Source organism: uncultured Holdemanella sp., from assembly GCF_934754935.1.
Taxonomy (GTDB): domain Bacteria; phylum Bacillota_I; class Bacilli_A; order Erysipelotrichales; family Erysipelotrichaceae; genus Holdemanella.
In genome coordinates, this window is record NZ_CAKVJB010000006.1 from 51163 (window position 1) to 70895 (window position 19733).

Here is a 19733-nt window from a genome sequence, read left to right on the forward strand (position 1 = left end):
TTTTTGACAGGAAAGTGAGTGACAGTATGTCCAATAAAGAAAAAATTCTTAACATTGCCGTTATCGCCCACGTTGATGCCGGTAAGAGTACGTTAGTTGATGCGTTTTTAAGACAGAGTGATGTTTTCCGTGACAACGAAGAAGTTGTAAACTGTATCATGGACTCAAACGATCTAGAACGTGAACGTGGAATTACGATTTATTCTAAAAACTGTTCCGTTATTCATAACGGTGTAAAAATTAATATTGTAGATACGCCAGGCCACGCCGACTTCTCAAGTGAAGTTGAACGTATTATCCGTACCGTAGATACAGTTATCTTATTAGTCGATGCTAGTGAAGGTCCAATGCCTCAAACTCGTTTCGTATTATCAAAAGCTTTGGAAATTGGTTTAAAACCAATTCTATTGATCAACAAGATCGATAAGAAAGACCAAAGAGCTGAAGAAGTTGTAGATGAAGTTTATGAATTATTCTTAGACTTAAATGCGAACGATGAACAATTAGACTTCCCTATCCTTTATGGTGTAGCTCGAGAAGGACGTGTTCAATACGACCTTAAAACTCCAAGCGACAACATCGACCCATTATTCGATACAATCTTAAAACATTGTGATGTATATCCAGATATGGATGAAGAACCTCTTCAAATGCAAGTATCTGCCTTGGCATACGATGAATACATTGGTCGTTTAGGAATCGGACGTTTATATTCAGGTGTCTTAAAACAAGGACAACAATATATTCGTTGTAACCAATCTGGATTGAATGCCAAAGAAAGCTTATCTAAATTATTCGTATACAAAGGATTATCTAGAACAAGCGTTCCAGAAGCACATTCAGGTGATATCGTAGTTATTGCTGGTATGCCAGATATTAGTATTGGTGATACAATCTGTACAGCAGATCACATTGAACCAATGGAACACATTGAAATTGAAGAACCAACTCTATCAATGAACTTCCACGTTAACTCAAGTCCATTTGCCGGACAAAGTGGTAAATATGTGACAAGTCGTAACTTAAAAGAAAGACTTGAAAAAGAACTAGAAGTAAACGTTGGATTAAAGGTTGAACCAACCGATTCAGCTGATTGCTTCAAAGTAAGTGGTCGTGGTGAATTGCATATTTCTGTATTAATTGAAAATATGCGTCGTGAAGGATATGAACTAGCTGTTTCTAAGCCAGAGGTTATCCTACACAAAGACGAAAATGGACACAAAGTAGAGCCAATCGAAGAAGTTGTATGTTTAGCTCCAGAAGAATATTCAGGAACCATCATCAACAAATTAAATCTTCGTAAGGGTGTTATGCAAGACATGTCTGAAGAAAATGGATATGTTAAGATCGTGTATACAGCACCTACTCGTGGTTTATTAGGTTTCCGTTCTGAATTTATCAATGATACACATGGTGAAGGTACATTAGTACGTCGTATTAGTGGTTATGAACCATATAAAGGTGAAATCGCACAACGTATGGAAGGTGCTATGATTTCAACTGAAACAGGTGAAGCTATGACTTACGCCCTATGGAACCTTCAAGAACGTGGTCAATTATTCATTTCTCCACAAACACCTGTTTATGAAGGTATGATCATTGGTCAAAGTTCTAAAAACATCGATTTGGATGTTAACCCATTAAAGAACAAGAAATTAACAGCCATCCGTTCAAGTGGTCGTGATGAAGCAATGCTTCTTACTCCACCAAAAATCTTCTCACTAGAAGAAGCATTAGAATGGATCAACGATGATGAATTAGTTGAAGTTACACCAGATGCGATTCGTATCCGTAAAAAAGGTTTAACAGCTCTAGATCGTCGTAACTTATATCGTCAAAAGATGAATGCTCAATAAGACTTGGATAATTCCAAGTCTTTTTTTCAAGCAAAATATTCACTATGTATACTAAATAAAGAAAAGAAATATTCAAGTTGATGAACCCCTGAAATTTTAAGCATTTATATAATCATTTATATGATCTACGGAAACATTAATGATGTACTTTTAGTCGATGTTTTGTATACTCAAACAAGAAATTTTCCTTTAGCCTTAAGAAATGACACTAAAGATTCTGCCGTTGCATTTATTGACTCTAATCTGCATGCAAGAAGCTTAAGAAAAGCTCGCCATTCATTAGAAGTGAAAGCAACTTATCAAATCAAAAGAATAAGAGAACGAAGAAAAAATAAAAAAACTTATTCTAGAACAATATATGAAAAGTAATATCATTAAATTAAAAGACAGAAAACACTTATAGTATAAGGATTATCTGTCTTTTTCTTTTTTAACCTCTTTAGATTATACTCTAAAATCTTCAATATTCACATTACACTTGCGTCGTATTTGTCGTAACTTTCATGTGTAATGTGCTAAGTTATTCTAAAATTATCAATTTTTTCAAATTTATACCGTAAACTTACGACGTATACGTCGCTAGTACAAGGTATACACTTCTTCAAAGACTTTATTTCAACTGTCGCTCAAACATGTTTATCAAAATTATGTTTGATAAACATATCACTGGATCATACAATTTCTTGTGAAAGACAACCATTATAAGTATATAGACTCTTTGTTTGTTTTTTCTATAGTAATGAATATGTACGAAATATGCATTAGTGTGAAGTCCCCCCCCGTTTACTATTGAACGCAAAAAAGGTAGGTGCACAACACCTACCAAGTTACGCGGGCTCATCACCCTAATACTCATCTATTACCAGCTTCCGCCGCCTCCGCCACCGGCGCCTCCACCAGAGAAGCCACCAAAGCTAGAGCCCATGCTATCGGCTGTACTTTTCATTTGTTCTGTTTGATAATCCATTAAATTCTCATGGATTGGTTCATACATACTTCTTGTCAGCATTCTATAGTAGAAATATGAAGAGTATGGATCAGAATAATAAGAATCATACCAATCTGGTTGTGCCAAAGGAATCGTACTAAATTTCTTTGTCCACATTTCAGATAATCCAAAGACCATCGCATATGGAATCACATCATAATAGTAAGCTGGATTTTCTAAAGATAATCTTTCCAATTGTGGAACTTCTGCCTTTTCAATAAAGTCTTTAAAACCTAATAGTTCAGGAGCTACACTTTTAAAGTAGTCACTCACCACATTAAATTTAGAACTAAATAGAATTGGTAGTGAAACAACCACAATGCCTATCATCATAAATTCAAATGGTACAATACTTAGAATCGAATCGCATTGTCGATATATAAAGTATGCAAGAATCAAAATAAACGCAATACTTAATACTTTCTTTAATACACCCAGTTTATTTTTATTAAATACACCAGTTGCAGCTGCAGAATAATTCATGACCATCATAAGCACAAAACTAAATGTAGCTAAAATGGTTTCAATCAAATTATCTACAATGCTATATCTTGAATTAAATAAGATACATACAATCATACAAATCATGGCTAGAATGGTCGTCGCAAAGCCATGATCAATTGTTGATAAATTCTTATCGCCACTAAATTCATCATTTAAAGCTTCTTTTGCATCATCCATAGCCTTACCAAACTTACTTGATAATTTTGATAATCGCACACTATTTTTCGTTCTAAACAATCCGTTATAAATCTTCTTTTGATGTTTTAAAATAGGTGGTTCATGATTCTCTACTTTTGTAAGTACTAAATCATTCTCTTTTTCAGAAATCGTTAAATATCCCTTGCTTGCCCAATATGGAATCAATGCCATCAAATCTTCTTGATCCACAGACTCATCTACAATTGTTCCAACCATAGCTGGATCCATATCTTTTGGTGGATAAAAATTCACAATTGGAGTAATATGCGTTTTCTTTAATAAGAATGCACGAATCAAACTATATAAACCAAATAGAATGGCCAACCCCAAAAAGACAAATGGTACTTTTGAAGTGGTCTTTTTAGCTCCTACAAAATAGTTCTTTCTTAACTTACCAAAGATCGTAATGGCTTGTTTAGCACCAATATCATAGGCAGAACCACTAATAGAATTCGAAGTAATGATTGGAGTCACATTTAAATCATTTGATTGATTGCCTAGACTTCCACTAAAGATTTGAATGTTTGACATTTCCTTTTCTGTCAAAGCCTTCTCAAATTGAATATCAAAACTAAAGTGATTGATTGTTGTATCCCAATTGTTTCCAAGTACAGAATAATATATAAAATCTAAATCCGAATGATAATCTTCTGGAATCACAATTTTATATGTCAAAGTATATGTATGTGGGCCAATGATCGTATAGTCTGCACTACCAATTTGAATCACACGATTCCCAGAATCACTATCTACATCATACTCATCATTTAATACATTGATATCTTGAATTTTTAACTTATACTTTTCATCACGATTGATATACATCGTTTCTGGAATATTACGATAAATACCATGACGATAACTTGAAAAGTTCACATCAATCACTTCTTTAACATCAATTGTATTATTCGAATTATATGTGGCATTCACCGTATAATTATCAATCGTATATCCTCCGTCATCAGCATATACATCGATACATCCAAAACAAAGTACAAATGCGAATAAGAAGGCAAAGACCTTCTTAAAATTTAACTTGAACATTTTCTCTTTCCGAAGCATTGGCCACTTCAAACATTGTTTTCTTTTCGAAATGGAATAAAGATGCCACAATATTTGTCGGAACACTCATGATCACATCATTATATTCACGAACTAACGCATTATAGTATTTACGAGAATTTGCGATATCCTCCTCGACCTTCTTCAATTGATTTTGAAGATCCATGAAATTTGTGTTGGCCTTTAAATCTGGATATTGTTCTGCCACCGCAAAAATACCATGAATCGCATTTGTGATCTTATTTTCACTATCCATAACATCCTTTGATGTTTTCGCCATATTTCTTTGTGCAATCACCGAACTTAATGTATCCGCCTCATGTTTCGCATATCCCTTCACTGTTTCTACTAAGTTAGGAATCAAATCAAAACGCTTCTTCAAATACACGTCCATTGTAGAAAAACCTTCATCTACCTTATTTGATAAACGAACAAGTTTATTGTAGCTAGACATAAAGAATAGTACTAATAAAACTAAAACAACAATAATAACAATAACTAGAATCATAATTAAATCCTCCTAGATTGATTATACTCTATTTGTGATAAAATGAGAAATATAGAAAGGAATCGTCATTATGTACAAAACTATTTTAAAATGGATCTTACCCATCCTTATTTGTTTATCAAGCTTCTATATGGTTGCACAAAAAACATCAACACCTGAATTTCATGCACAATCCATTCAATATTTAGATGAAAAAAGAAATACGGTCATGACACTTGCTGCATCGAGTGCTGCCATCTCTACAGCCATTACCATTTTACCTGGAGATACAGGAACTCCTATTGCGAATGGATTGGCCGACTTAAGTTCTAAATTCTTATTAGTTCTAGGAGCTATTTATTTGGAGAAATATTCTTTGACACTCACATGTATGGTCACCTTTAAATACATCATTCCAATACTCTGTTTGGCATGGCTAGTCAACAACGTCACTAAATGGGATTGGTTAAGAATTGTATGTATTAAGATTGGTATTATGGCTGTGGCAATGTGTCTAATCGTGCCTTGTAGTGTAAAACTATCCAAGACAATCGAAGCCACCTATGAAACAAGTATTCAAGAAACGATTGATAATGCCAACAACATCCAGAAGAAAATCAAAAAGGATAAAGAAAATAAAAACTTCTTTGAAAAAGCAGCTGAAGCATTTTCTTCAACAGCCCAAAAATATACGAAGATGTTTAACAAGTCATTAAATAATTTCATGGAAGCAACAGCCATCATGATCGTAACATCTTGTGTAATACCTATCCTGGTGATTTTATTCTTCTTATGGTTTATCCAAACCATTAGTGGCATGACAATAAACACAAAGAGTCTTACGACATTCAATCCTGTTTCTAAAGTACAAAAAATTATAAATTCAAAAGAACAATGAATTTGGCATCTTCGGATGCCATTTTTTAATGGAAAACAAAAAAAGTAGAAGCACATGACTTCTACTTCACACTCATATATATTACCAGTCTGTCGCAATATCTAATTGAGTATCTGAATTTTGCGTAAAACTTCCAGTATCACAGACGATTCCTTTTCCTAATGAAGTTTCTACAATTGTACCTCTAGGATATTTATTTAAATCGGCCGCAACAATAATATAATCCCCCAACATTTTCGCACCATCTTCACGAACCCAATACGTATCATTATTTCCCATACCACGCATCATGTCGATAACACCTGACATATTTAAGTTGTAGTATGTTTCTTTACCACTAGGTCCATAATAAATACCACCTGAGGCAGTAAGTGCATTCACATTACTAATGTATTGTGAAAGCGATGGTTGCGAGTAAACGATTTGTGTAACAGCATTATAGTTATTTTGAATGAACTGCATATCATTCAATAGATCTGGCTGTTCCATAATCATTTCTTCAACGCTCTTCGACTCTTCTTGTTTCTTGCTAGATTCTTCCTCGATATCTTGAATCTGTTCTTCGAATTTCTCTTTTAATTCTTCAGTTCCATTTTTTGTATCCACACGCATTAAGATATTTTCATCCGTGCCATTTGACTTGGCATAGACCTTACTTTCTTCCCCAATAACTGATGATGTTGTTAGTAATGTTAATGTAAGTGTTGACATCAATAAACCTGAAACTAACCCTTTTCTTAATAAACTACTCTCTAAATTTTCTTCTTTTATAAAGTTCAAAACACCCTCCAATCTTCCCCTTAAACCTCATAAAATACGAGGCAATTGTTGCCAAATAAATGAAAACAACAATTAATACTATACACAATTCTAAAAAAAATGCAAATTTTGACCTAAAAAAAGGCCGTTTCAAGCCAAAAGTGGCGAGAACGACCCATTTGTAAGCGATGTTTTCAAAGAATGAAAATTAAAAGCCAACTACGTTTAAGATGGCTGCTATAATCAAATTCAAAATCACTTAGGTCAGCTAGGGAAATACTGGTTAAATAACTTATTTATAAACAATATACCCCACATTTTCAACAGTAATATGATTTTGAACACCAACTACATTTTGAATAGCTTCTATTTCTTCTCTTATTTCATTTGGTAAATCTACATAATAGAAAACCCATGTTTTAACATTTAAATCTAGTTTAGAAATCATGTCATTTACATCTTTGCAATAAACAGTATTTTGATTGAATCCAGAATCCGTTTCACCTTTTAAAATCGGATACCAATTCATATAAAATGATTGATTTTTTGCCCTAATTAACATTTTACCATCATCATTCATCATATCTTTTAATACAGTCATATATTTTTCAAATTCATCCTTTTGAATAACAGTACTATCCAATACGATAAGATCAAACTTCATAGATTTAAAAGGATTATTCTCTATATCTAAATAATATTCTATATTCACTCCTTCTAAATGAGTAGATATAGTTGCACATGAAACTGTGTTATTTAGACCATAAAATCCGAATTGAGGATATAAATAAGCAGCATGAAGAATAGCGGCTCCTAGATCACTTTTAACTACCAATATTTTACCATTCTCTTTCTCTACTTCTTTGATTCGATTTAAGTAAAAGGCAACGTTTGACTCAGAATGAGTAAAACAGAAAAAAGAATGATCCTCTTTAAAATTGTATTTTTCTACTAACTTATCATAGTTTTTCTTTAAAATACCACTATAATCTACTTTTTGAAAAGATACAGTTCCTAAATGAATGATGAAAGAATTGTAGACTAATACATTTTGATAATTTTCTTTTAAGATACGTAACGATATATCATCATCTTCAAAGTTACCTGGAAAAAATCTTTCATCCAAATAACCAACTTTTTCTAGTACATGTCTTTTAATTAATACCGCAAAAGCCACCAACATCAGTTTAATTTCATTTCTTTTATTTACGACATTATTTCTTAAGCCAAATTCTTTTAATTCATCAATAGAATCACTTTTAAATACAGATTGTAAATTAGCGCAATTGTTTGTCACAGAACCTGCGGATCCATAATTATCTTTTTCATAAAGACCCATACGCAAAGTGTATAAACTATTGGCACAAAGTATCGTGTCATTATTTAATAAGAAAATATCATTCTCTTTTTTTGAGGCTTTGATTCCAATGTTACAACCACCAGGAAATCCTGCATTAAAATCATTTTCTACCAATACAATATCATCTTGTTGTCTAAGATATTCAACACTATCATCTTGTGAATTATTATCCACAATCACAATTTCTCTTGCCGATTCAGGTGTTGTTTCTCGAATACTTTCAATACATTGTTGCGTTAATTGACGATTATTGTAGCTTAATATGACAATCGATGCTGGTTCTACTTTACCTTGACGATATGTGATTTCATCTAGCTTATTTTGAATTTCAATTTTAACTAATTCATCCTGACAATAAAACAGTGCATTCTCATAGGTTAAATAAGCTTGTTTTAAATTCACATTCTCTAAATATTTGCCGTATTCTAAATATCCTTTATAATCCAATGGATTCTCTTTAATTTTTTCTAACATAACTCTCCTCAAGAAAAAGGCTTAGATTTTATTCTAAGCCTTAAAACCCAATTACGTTTAAGATGGCTGCAATTGCCCAAATAGCAGCTAACAAAAAGTTTAAAACTTTGCCGAACTTTTTATCGCTCATATAAGCCAACGCAAGGCTATATAAACAACAAATTACTTCTAAAACAATAATTACCATCAATGTGTTAAATGTACTAAACATAAATCTCTTCCCTTCTAAACATTTTTATAATCTTGCACATTTTGTGTCATTGCCACATTACGCTGTCTTTCTAGATTCAGATCTAGATGAGATGCATCAAGAATGACACTAATCATATCTTGATAATTATTCGCATCAAAGACAAAATCTGGCAATACATACTTACGATTATGAATCGTTTGATTAAATCCAAGAATCAATAGGTTATGTAAGAATGCTTCTTTAGTGGCATCTACGATTTCATTTTCATAATTGATATCTAAATAATAATCGCATGTGTTAAACAAATTCAGTATTTCACTCGCCTTGCATCCTGGATACAATTGTACATTATCATATTTTTCAAAAGACATCAACTTTTGTGACATTTCTGTTAATGCACAAACATGAAATTTCATATTCGGTAATGCATTAACTAACTCAGTTAATTTTTCAATTCTGTCTGAGTTTGTACAAATCAAAATATTATTTGTATGTTGATTCTCTTTTTCAAAATTATAGACAAAACCAAGTGGTTTCACAATATCCCTATTTGCACCTAATTCAATAAGCTTTTCATACGCTTCCTTTTTCTGAACATAGATCTTAGAAGTTCTTCTAGAATGGCCATCCAAAATAACCTGCATATTTCCAGGAATATCCTCGCGATAGCCTTCTTGCCAGAATAAGACATCACTATGTTCTTTATCTTCTAAACCTTGAGATACGAAGAATGGATTTGATAAAGAGTTGTAGAATAATCTTGTTGGATAAATATCTAATTCAGTAAATAAATGTTTCGCAAATTCAACTTTATTCTTAAAGATATATACCTTATCATTTTGGTTTAAAATAATGTCATGTGTGACAAAGTTTTCAACTACTTTTTCATGACCCGACGCATCATAATAACTACGAGATACAAGCTGACCTTTTTTATTAAAAATAGTCTTAGCATACATGAAACCATCTTGATTATAATGATCACTAACACGAACGACATGCGTATCATCATACCAATCTACAATCTTTACAAGTCTTTTATGTAAAGGAGATGCGAAGAATATTTTAGCTCTTTCATGATTCAAATCATAGACTTGTCCACCCGAATTACTCGCCTTGATTTCCCAATAGTCTGGTACATCAATTTGATTGAAATATCGAGCTTTTCCACCCGCTTTTTTACCACAATAATACGTATAAATACTTGTCACATCATCTGGTAAAAAGCCTTCATCACTAAAAGTTAAAACCGGACCATCAAAGCCAGAAGTTCTAAAACTTTGATACAACATTTGACTCTCTTCATCAAAATTTTCTAATAATAAAACTGGAGTTTCTAACATACAGCTTCCCTCCATTTTTCTTGTACGTTACTAGTTAAAAAATCCTTAGCTACTTCATAAGATACAGAATGACACTTTTCTAAGTCTTGTTTAAATAAATTCACAATACCTTTTCTTAAAGCTTCAACACGATCCTTATCCTCTTCTGGTAAATCAAGTAAATAGCCATTTTCACCATTTCGAATAAAAGTAGGATTTCCATAACGAACATCAAAACCAATAATTGGTAATCCTCCACCAACCGCTTCCATTAAAGTAAGTCCAAAACCTTCACTTGTACTTCCCGCAATATAAGCCTCATACTTTTGATACACTTCACTCAAATCATGTTGACCCATTAAATAAATATAATCAGAAGCATTATTATCTCTTATAATCGTCTCAAGCTTTTCTCTTTCGCCACCAACACCATAAATATCCAAAGATACTTCAGGTACTTCAGCATGAGCTTGAATGACAGCCTTACAAATCCAGTCTACATGTTTTTCACTTGCCAAACGACTAGCTGTAATCAAAGAGAATGGTTTGCGAGTAGAACTAGGATATTTCAATTCCGGTAATGATCCTACAGGAATGGTATATACAACTGGTGTTACACCATAATATTTCTCAAATTGTTGAACCATCAAATCACTCTGTGCTTGTGTTGAACAAATGTAGAAATCAATATGTTTATGCATATTAAATTCATATTCATAGAAATTATTCCATAAAATATAATCCTCATTTGTTTCCTTTTCACTAAAGTGATCCGCATGTACAACTGTACCCACTCTTGCAGGTTTACAATTCATAATGATCGATTGACCAATATCTGTAGAACGATCAATTAATACGGCATCATCACTAGTAAGATTTAATTGAGATACCATATATCCTACGAATTCTTCTTTCGAACAAAGAATCTTATCTTTAAACTTATACATTACACGATCATCATCAATGATTTCTTCATAGGCAACACTACCATTTTCATTAAAGAAACGACGATGATATAAATGAGCCTTATTATCTAATGGCGCATAATATTCTGAATACACACGTCCATATGTAAAATAATCCTTTCGAATCAAGAATCCATTGGAAACCATTTCTACACGATGCACAAAATCATCATGATCATTTACCATATATGCCGTATAGAAATTATTACTTCCACCAAATACATAACGACAAATCTTGCCTTCTCTAGTTTTAGTATAATTTAAATCCGTAAATGTCTTTTCTAAATCACTCAACGAATATGTAACAGGCGCTGTTTTAAAATCCGTAAAGAACGTATATAACCAAATAACTTCCGAATCTAAAAAACCAATATTCTTCGTCATATGTTCCATATTTTCAGAAGGAAACATATCTGTAAATACAAACTTGGCATCAACACCAATATTACGAAACATTCGAGCACGATAGATCTGGGCATATTCAACGCCACTGCTTGCCCAGCCAATGCCTAAATTAAAATTATATATCATAATCAAGAACTCCTTTCTTTAAGGATACAATATAATCATTTCATTGTCTTTACCAAATGAGACTTCTCCCAATAAAATATTACGAATCATCGCATTTTTTATCGATTTTTCCATATCTCTAAAAGAAAGCCTTGCCTCCCTTTGGTATTCATATAAAAGATTACGCTGTGCTGTAGAACGACCAGAAATCGCTGCCTGTAACTGCTGCAAGTAGTCAACCTCTTCAATCCAACCATCATCTAAGGCTTTTAATGTACAAAGACGACAATATTCTGAGAAACGATTACCTAACAGTTCCTTCTTATCACTAAATGCCATATCTGCATAAGATTTCAAATAATCTTTTTTATTCGAAGAAGAAGCAGTAATATTCTTTAAACGATATGACAAATTATCTAAGATATAACGATACATTGTTTTATCATCCATCTTTTTATTTTCTTTTACATAATCCTCTATATTCTGCTTATAAATTTGAATCAAGACATTCTCATCCAAACTCTTTCCATCCAACAAATCATTACGTGTTTTATACATAATCGTTCTTTGACGCTTCATAACACTATCATAATCCACTGAATTTTTTCTTTGGGAAACACTCGACTCATCTTTAATTTTCTGTGAACGATTGATTAATTTCTTAATACGACGCTTAGAAATATATCTTCCTTTATCAATATACTTCTCTAAAAAATCATCACCTAAAATTGTACATACATCATCCTCTAATGAAGTATAGAAAATTGACACACCTGGCTCTCCCTGACGTCCTGCACGACCTCTTGCCTGTCTTTCATCACGTGTATTATTCATTCGGCCAATTCCTAATACACATAAGCCGCCAAGTTCTTTAACACCAGGACCCAAATGAATATCCGTACCACGACCAGCCATACTTGTAGCTACTGTCACGACATTTTTCTGACCCGCTTCCTTAATGATTTCCGCTTCCCAGAACGCATTATTCGCATTCAATACACTATGCTCAATATTTTCCTGTACTAATAATTTCGACAGCATTTCCGTATCCGAAATCAATGATGCGATCAATAACACAGGTTGTCCTGTTTTATGTCTTTTTACAGTTTCTTGAATAACCGCATCAAACTGTTCTTCACTCGTTTTAAAATACTTATCCGGCATATCCTTACGAATCATAGGTTTTCGTGGCGGAATCACAACCACTCTTTTATTATAGACTTCTAAAAGCTCCTCTTTACCATCTTTTATGGTACCACTCATTCCTGACATTTTAGGAAATAAGTTAAATAAGTTTTGATACGTAACGGAAGCAACCGCACGCTGCTCTTGACTTAACTTCAGATGTTCCTTTTCTTCAATAGCCTGATGAGAACCACCACGAAGTTTCATTCCCTTCATTTTACGACCCGTACTCTTATCCAATAGAACAATTTCACCCTGATCTGTTGCGACATAGTCAATATCTTTTTCTAATAAGAAATGGGCACGTAAAGCTAAGACAATATGTCTTAAAATATCAAAATTTTCTTTACTATATAAATTTTCAATACGGAAATAACGCTTCGCATATTCAATACCTTTATTAGTCAACCATACTTTTTTATCTTCAATTTCATAATGCACATCTTCTACTAGAGTTGTCACAAAAAAGTCAGTTATTCCATATAAATTGGATTGAACACGAGGAGAACCCGAAATAACTAGAGGCATACTTGCACTATCTAATAAAACAGAATCCGCCTCATCAATAATCACAAAGTAAAAATCTCGCATAAAACGATCTTCTTTTGACTGTACTAAATTATTTAATAAATAATCAAATCCAAGTGCACCATGCGTTGTATATACTATATCCGCATTATAGACTTCCTTTTTTGAATCATTGTCTAACTTTTCATTTGTATCACGCTTTACACCTGCTTTTACACTCAAACCTAAAAATTTATAAACCTGACCCATCTCTTGAGCATCACGGATGGCCAAATATTCATTGGCCGTAACCAAAATTGAACTTTTTCCTGTCAACCCATTTAAGTACAAAGGCATTGTTGCCGTTAAAGTCTTTCCTTCACCCGTATTCATTTCACATAAATAGCACAAATGAAGTGCAATACCACCTAAAATCTGTACATCATAAGGAAACATACCTAGTACACGATAATCGGCTTCACAACACACCGCAAACGCTTCAGGAAGAAGATCATCCGTTGTTTCTCCATTATTTAAACGTTCTTTGAATTCCAACGTTTTATTCTTCAATTCATAATCACTAAGTTCTTTAACCTTTTTACACTCCTCTTTGACTTTACCCAAAAGAAAGTGTAATCTCTTATCAATTTTATTCATTTTACCCTTCCTTTTCTGTAATCACAAAAGAATGAAAATGCATCTTAGTACCACCCGCATTAATCAGCTGTACACGATAGCTATATGTTTTTAAAGGACACTTAAAATCCATTTCCGGTTCACGAATGATAAGTGTACCCGCCTCATTTTCATAACGATCATAAAATACCATTCGTATAATATAAGATTCAAAATCACTCATATTCACTTGAATATGATAAGAACTCTCCCCATCAATAATTGGTAAAGATGGCTCTGTACGCATCATTTGATAATTTACTTTGGAATACCACTCTTTAATAATTGTTCCCGGAGGCATCAATTCATTTTCAAATTCAATATCTTCACGAGAATGAAACCAAATCTTAGATCCATATAAATAGGTTCCAAACGTATCTTCATTCCATACTACTTTCCATGCCTTATTCTTCATTTGGTTCACCTCGATTAAAATCCGATTTTAAAATATCATCATATTGATTTTTAAACCACGAAACAATACTATACGTATCATCGTTGTGTCTTCCATGAATACCTTTACCAATCACTTGAACACCCACATCATCAATATGAGAAATCAAACGATCATAGGCTGTCATATCATAATCATCTTCTAACATATAAGAAATAATAAATTTAGTTTGAGACCAATCTGTTTTGTCAAACAAATCCCAGAAGCGATGATTCAATACATCCATAGATTGTTCACTCATATCGCCACAATTCTTTGACAACACATCTAAAGAAGTTGGGAAACCACCCGGTCTTGAAATACGTTCATTACGAGCAATATCACCCAAACTAGCCAATGGTTTACCTAATAAAATCGCATGTGGCCTTAATTTACAACCATTATATAAAGCTCCAAAAGTACCCATAGAAAGTCCAGATAAAATTAGTTGAGAACGATCAAATCCAAGTTGATTTAAACAATCTTCAATACCTGAAACAATATAATCCTCATATTCTTTGTCTCCCAAATAGAAGGCTCCACCCTCTAATCGAGCTTCAGATATCAACAAAAATGGTGCTCCCATATTACGCATCATATAGAAGCCTTCAAAACCTTCTTGTGTCTTATAACCACTAAAATACACATTTAAAGGTGGTTTCATATCCCCTGGGTCAAAGTACATAAAGACTTCTTCACGTTTAGATGTAACCTTACGGATTCCTCCCGGTAAAAAAGCTCCATATTCTTTACGAGAATGACGATCATGTAAACCAACAATTTTTAATTTACCTTTACCCTTTGCGAGTAAAGAAATAAATACTGGACCATTCATTCTATTGTTTGTCACATGTACAATTGACTTCAAATCGTCTTCTGAATAAATCCAACGATTTTGTAATGCCGAAATAGATCCAGATTGAAATTGTTCGATTTTTAATTGTATTGATACCGATTCATCCTTCTCATATTCTAACCAAAAATCAATAGTTTGATCTTGAAAAACAGGGATATTATATCTCCAATATGCGATTTGATAAAAATCATCCCCATAATTACCTTCAAGTTCAACACCTGAATATCCATTCCAGAAAACACTGCCCTTAAAGCTTTGCGAAATTGACAAGGATTTTGGATCAAATTTCTCTCCATAATGATTTGGAAAGTAAAGGTGAATATCTTCTTCTATAAATTCCTGTAAAGTTTGAATATCTAGCACTTTTGCACGTCTAGACATGCAAATCCATGTTGTCCATTTGTCTACGTCTACATCCTCTAATAAAAATAAAGTATAAGCACGAATCTTCTTTAGTAAGATATATGCCTCTTCTTTAGTTACACAACGACTTAAAACACCTACATCATAGCTTCTTTCAGTAGCTTCTTCTAAATCGTCTACATAATTCCAATCCACAAAGTCAGGAATATGAAGTGTTAAACTTAAATCTTCATTTCCAACTTGTAAAACACTAATCTTGTTCAACTTGCTCCATAACTCCCTTCCATTTACGAATTAAACTTGCCGTATTATATTCCTTACCTAATTCATAAGAATAAATCATACACTTATTCCAATTCGTAATATTATCCAAATAATATTTTAAACCATTCAACACTTCAGATACTTCTTTGACAATAAACCCATTCTTTCCATCATGTACATATTGCGTATTAAAAGAAACAATTTGCGGAATGGCACTACTAATACATGAAATCTGTAAATATAAATCTGGACGTGCTGTCACATCCACCATAATACGCTGTTCACGTATACATTTAGAAATACTCAATTCATCCACACATTGATCCACGAAGAACTTGATTGGAACTTTCTTATCTCCATCCAAATCAAACTCAGCCTTATCATTTGTCTCTTTTCGAGCCAGTCTTTCATCGAGTCCATTTACTTTTAGTACTTCTTTCGTAAAATTCAAAACCGAATCCACACGATCCCAGTTTGCATTACGCGTGAAGAAATGAACACGAGCTGTTTCATTCATTTCAAAATAAGATGCGAATAAAAGAATCAATTCTTCAAATTTAGATTGTTCAATCGTATCAATAGGAACCAAGATGTTTTGAACTGTCAATTGTTGACTAATCCCAAAATCAGCACGCGTATCAAAAGGTGTAATATCTACAATTGGAAGTTTCTTTTCTGCATAATCTTCTAATAAAGAAATTTTGTGTTTAGAATCCACAATACAATAGTTCGTATTACGAATCAAAGACTTTAATTCAGGATCTTCAAATAATTCCAAACGATTTTGATAAAAAGATAAGATCGTCTTACGCTTTTCAAATAATTTTTCTAACATATCATGATGTAGTACATGCATAGCCAAGCAGAAAATATCATCTGTTGAAGTCATTTCATCTAAATATGTTGAAAATACTTCTTCAATCAAAGATTCCATGGAATCATAGCTCAAGCAATTAAACTTAAATCTTTTATTATCAATCAAATAAAATGGATTCTCAGAATTAATTTCAATATGCCCATCCTCAAAGAAATGACACATTTTCCAATTCCCTTTTCCATCCAGATATTGTTCATAAATAGCTTGGTTATTTTTGTAAATAATAGTAACCGATAAAAAGCCTCGATCATCATATACATTTTTACGGACCATCATATTATCTTGATACAAAAAGACTTCAATCATATTTCCATCTTCACCAAAATGTACTTCCGCATATTTCATATTATTTACATATGCCACAATACAAAATGGTGTGTAGACAAATTCCGTATGGTCTGGCCACATTAAATCATGGAAAGATAAAATATCAACTTGTTTTCTTTTGATTTCTTGTATCGCATCAAAACAAGACCAATATGGAGCATGGAATACACTCTGTCTATGAAGAAAATGTCTAAAGTTAGGACTATACGATAAATTCAAAATCTTATATTCCATAATATCATTACGGTTAAACATCTGAATCTGTTTAACACTATCATCAAATTCCGTTACTGCACGACGTACGTAAAAGTATTGTTCATTTTCTTTATATTCATTTCCATGATACCAGGAAGGTACAAAATACATCATAAATATTACCCCCTAAATAAATGGCTTATATGAATCAAAGTCACGATAAGCACGAATCTCTAAATACAATGTACAAATAAAGCCAGAAAGAATCATAAAAGTAGATGGAAGCATAGCCACAGTTGCATCTACAATACCTTGATACTGTAAATACATACAAAGACTTAAACAACTACACATTATTCCGCCACTAATAAAACTAAATATCAAAACCCATTTACGAAGATAACGACGGGTCGCCTTTCCTGCAGGAATTCCTTCAATGCAGTCTCCAGTTTGTAGTAAATTATCTGATAGATCTTTAGGGTTAATAAATAGCAATGCCAACAAAACCGAAAAAGCAAACATTAAAACTACATAAACACACATTCCAAATGGTTTAGACATATTTAAATTTGCATAAATCCAATTTATATTTTCATTTGATTTAAAAAAATTGTGTACTACCGCAACAATTACTTGAGGAATCATAAAAACAGCGGATCCAAACATAATTGCCATAAAACCAACTGGATTATATTTTATAGCTAAATAATTCTTTTCGGCATGTACATTATGTACAGAAACTCTTTGAACAGGAATTCTTTTCTCATGCATTTCCATAAAGATCATTATCACAATCATGATTAACGAAATAGTTAATGGAATACGTAAAGATTCTAACGATGATTTCATTAATGTACTCACTAATGTTTCTGTCATATTCACAATAATAATCGGTGCAAATCCACCAACACCATATTTTTTATTTTTCATCAATAAATATTGAGCAATACATGCACCAGCCATCAATTCAAATATAACCACTAGAATACTCATTATATCGCGATTAATATAAACTAAATCTAAAGCATAGTAAATTGACTGAATCAATGCTACAACGAAAAATAAACCCGTAATTAAATAATTTAAACTTTTAGGCGAAGTACGAGCTCTAGATTCTTTTGAACGCACAGCTTGTAAAATTGTTATAGTTAAACTCGCCGTAATATAAGGCGAAATACCCAAACTCATGACATAACATCTTTTATTTGACCCATTTACTGCAAGGGATAATACAGCCCCTAAATCCAACCCTAAATTATCATAGGCACTCATATCAATTCCATTCAATGGAATTCTATGACAAACAAAATAAATTAAAATAATAACAATTGAAAAAAGACATCTATTTCTAACTAAATGCGTCTTTTCCTTCATAAACACCACTCCTAAAAAAATAACAGCAACTAAAAGTTAGTTACTGTTATTTTATCATTATTTCATCTTTTTATCTTTAGATTCTTCTTCTTTTTCTTTCTCTTTTTCTTCTTTACGACGCTTACGAGTCTCATTAGAAGAAATCAATGCACCAATGATTGGAATCCAAGACCACCATACTCTATGAGCAACATCCAACGTTGACTTAGGCATCTTTTCTTTTTCGATTGTCTCTTCCTTAGCCTTAGGAGTTACATCATCCTCTACAGTTTCTTCCTCACTAACTCTTGGAGCTACTTGTAAAGGTGCACGAGTATCAACTACAACCTGACGATAAGCAATTCCGCCACCTGCAGTGCTTGTAGAAACACTTGTTGCGTAGCTTGCTGATGTAGAAGCACTTTCACTTGAGCTTAGTGATCCGCTTGTTGAATCTACTTCACTCTGGCTAGCTGAAGTACTATCTACTTCTGATTGTGAAGCACTTGTTGAATCTACCTCAGATTGACTAGCAGATGTACTATCTACTTCTGACTGACTAGCTGAAGTGCTATCAACTTCTGATTGACTTGCTGATGTTGAATCTACTTCTGATTGGCTAGCACTTGTTGAATCTACCTCTGATTGACTTGCTGATGTTGAATCTACTTCTGACTGACTAGCTGAAGTGCTATCAACTTCTGATTGACTTGCTGATGTGCTGTCTACCTCTGATTGAGATGCGCTTGTTGAATCCACCTCAGATTGACTTGCTGAAGTACTATCTACTTCTGACTGACTAGCTGATGTGCTATCTACTTCTGACTGAGAAGCACTTGTTGAATCTACTTCACTTTGACTAGCTGATGTGCTATCAACTTCTGATTGAGAAGCGCTTGTTGAATCGACTTCGCTCTGGCTAGCTGATGTGCTATCAACTTCTGATTGAGATGCGCTTGTTGAATCCACCTCAGATTGACTTGCTGATGTGCTATCAACTTCTGATTGACTAGCTGATGTACTATCTACTTCTGATTGACTTGCTGAAGTACTGTCTACTTCTGATTGAGAAGCTGATGTTGAATCCACCTCAGATTGGCTAGCTGATGTTGAATCTACTTC

General features: G+C 33.0%; 13 protein-coding genes and 1 pseudogene. 2 read left to right on the plus strand and 12 right to left on the minus strand.

Annotated elements, in window-relative coordinates; all coding sequences use genetic code 11:
* Nucleotides 1-26 precede the first annotated feature (26 nt).
* A complete protein-coding gene (gene typA / locus Q0E86_RS02730; RefSeq protein WP_117992617.1) occupies nt 27-1856 on the plus strand; it encodes a translational GTPase TypA in 1830 nt (609 codons plus the stop codon).
* Nucleotides 1857-2715: 859 nt separating this feature from the next.
* Here typA and Q0E86_RS02735 read toward each other — a convergent pair.
* Together Q0E86_RS02735 and Q0E86_RS02740 are read right to left on the minus strand one after the other, a co-directional pair.
* Complete coding sequence (locus tag Q0E86_RS02735; RefSeq protein ID WP_295754395.1) at nt 2716-4590, minus strand: DUF2207 domain-containing protein; 1875 nt, start codon at nt 4588-4590, stop codon at nt 2716-2718.
* Entirely contained in the window at nt 4571-5116 is a 546-nt protein-coding gene (locus Q0E86_RS02740; protein WP_295754396.1) for a LemA family protein, read from the minus strand. Before Q0E86_RS02740 ends, Q0E86_RS02735 begins: the two co-directional genes overlap by 20 nt.
* 70 nt (nt 5117-5186) lie before the next feature.
* On the opposite strand from Q0E86_RS02740, the gene Q0E86_RS02745 reads away from it, so the two are divergent.
* Nucleotides 5187-5993 carry a hypothetical protein gene (locus Q0E86_RS02745; RefSeq protein WP_295754397.1) on the plus strand — a complete coding sequence of 269 codons (807 nt, stop codon included), beginning with the start codon at nt 5187-5189 and terminating at the stop codon, nt 5991-5993.
* 81 nt (nt 5994-6074) lie between these two features.
* Here the strand turns inward: Q0E86_RS02745 and Q0E86_RS02750 are convergent, their stop codons facing one another.
* The 10 genes and pseudogenes from Q0E86_RS02750 to Q0E86_RS02795 all read right to left on the minus strand — a co-directional run.
* The gene (locus Q0E86_RS02750; RefSeq protein WP_295754398.1) at nt 6075-6773 is read right to left on the minus strand and encodes a hypothetical protein; all 699 of its coding nucleotides are present in this window, start codon (nt 6771-6773) and stop codon (nt 6075-6077) included.
* Between the two features lie 271 nt (nt 6774-7044).
* Nucleotides 7045-8586 (minus strand): glycosyltransferase family 2 protein, encoded by a 1542-nt coding sequence (locus Q0E86_RS02755; protein WP_295754400.1) that lies wholly within the window; start codon nt 8584-8586, stop codon nt 7045-7047.
* Nucleotides 8587-8811: 225 nt separating this feature from the next.
* Nucleotides 8812-10122 (minus strand): accessory Sec system glycosylation chaperone GtfB, encoded by a 1311-nt coding sequence (gtfB, locus tag Q0E86_RS02760; protein WP_295754401.1) that lies wholly within the window; start codon nt 10120-10122, stop codon nt 8812-8814.
* On the minus strand, nt 10116-11597 hold the full coding sequence (gtfA, locus tag Q0E86_RS02765; RefSeq protein ID WP_295754402.1) for an accessory Sec system glycosyltransferase GtfA: 1482 nt from the start codon (nt 11595-11597) through the stop codon (nt 10116-10118). The genes gtfB and gtfA overlap by 7 nt, the downstream gene beginning before the upstream one ends.
* A gap of 18 nt (nt 11598-11615) precedes the next feature.
* The gene (secA2, locus tag Q0E86_RS02770) at nt 11616-13925 is read right to left on the minus strand and encodes an accessory Sec system translocase SecA2 (protein ID WP_295754403.1); all 2310 of its coding nucleotides are present in this window, start codon (nt 13923-13925) and stop codon (nt 11616-11618) included.
* Between the two features lies 1 nt (nt 13926).
* Nucleotides 13927-14358, minus strand: a complete 432-nt coding sequence (gene asp3 / locus Q0E86_RS02775) for an accessory Sec system protein Asp3 (RefSeq protein WP_295754404.1) — start codon at nt 14356-14358, stop codon at nt 13927-13929.
* Nucleotides 14348-15859, minus strand: a complete 1512-nt coding sequence (asp2, locus tag Q0E86_RS02780; protein WP_295754405.1) for an accessory Sec system protein Asp2 — start codon at nt 15857-15859, stop codon at nt 14348-14350. The genes asp3 and asp2 overlap by 11 nt, the downstream gene beginning before the upstream one ends.
* The gene (gene asp1, locus Q0E86_RS02785) at nt 15846-17432 is read right to left on the minus strand and encodes an accessory Sec system protein Asp1 (RefSeq protein ID WP_295754406.1); all 1587 of its coding nucleotides are present in this window, start codon (nt 17430-17432) and stop codon (nt 15846-15848) included. The genes asp2 and asp1 overlap by 14 nt, the downstream gene beginning before the upstream one ends.
* A gap of 12 nt (nt 17433-17444) precedes the next feature.
* Entirely contained in the window at nt 17445-18632 is a 1188-nt protein-coding gene (locus tag Q0E86_RS02790) for a hypothetical protein (RefSeq protein WP_295754408.1), read from the minus strand.
* A 57-nt stretch (nt 18633-18689) separates the two neighbouring features.
* Nucleotides 18690-19733, minus strand: a pseudogene (locus Q0E86_RS02795) (hypothetical protein); the annotation flags it as partial.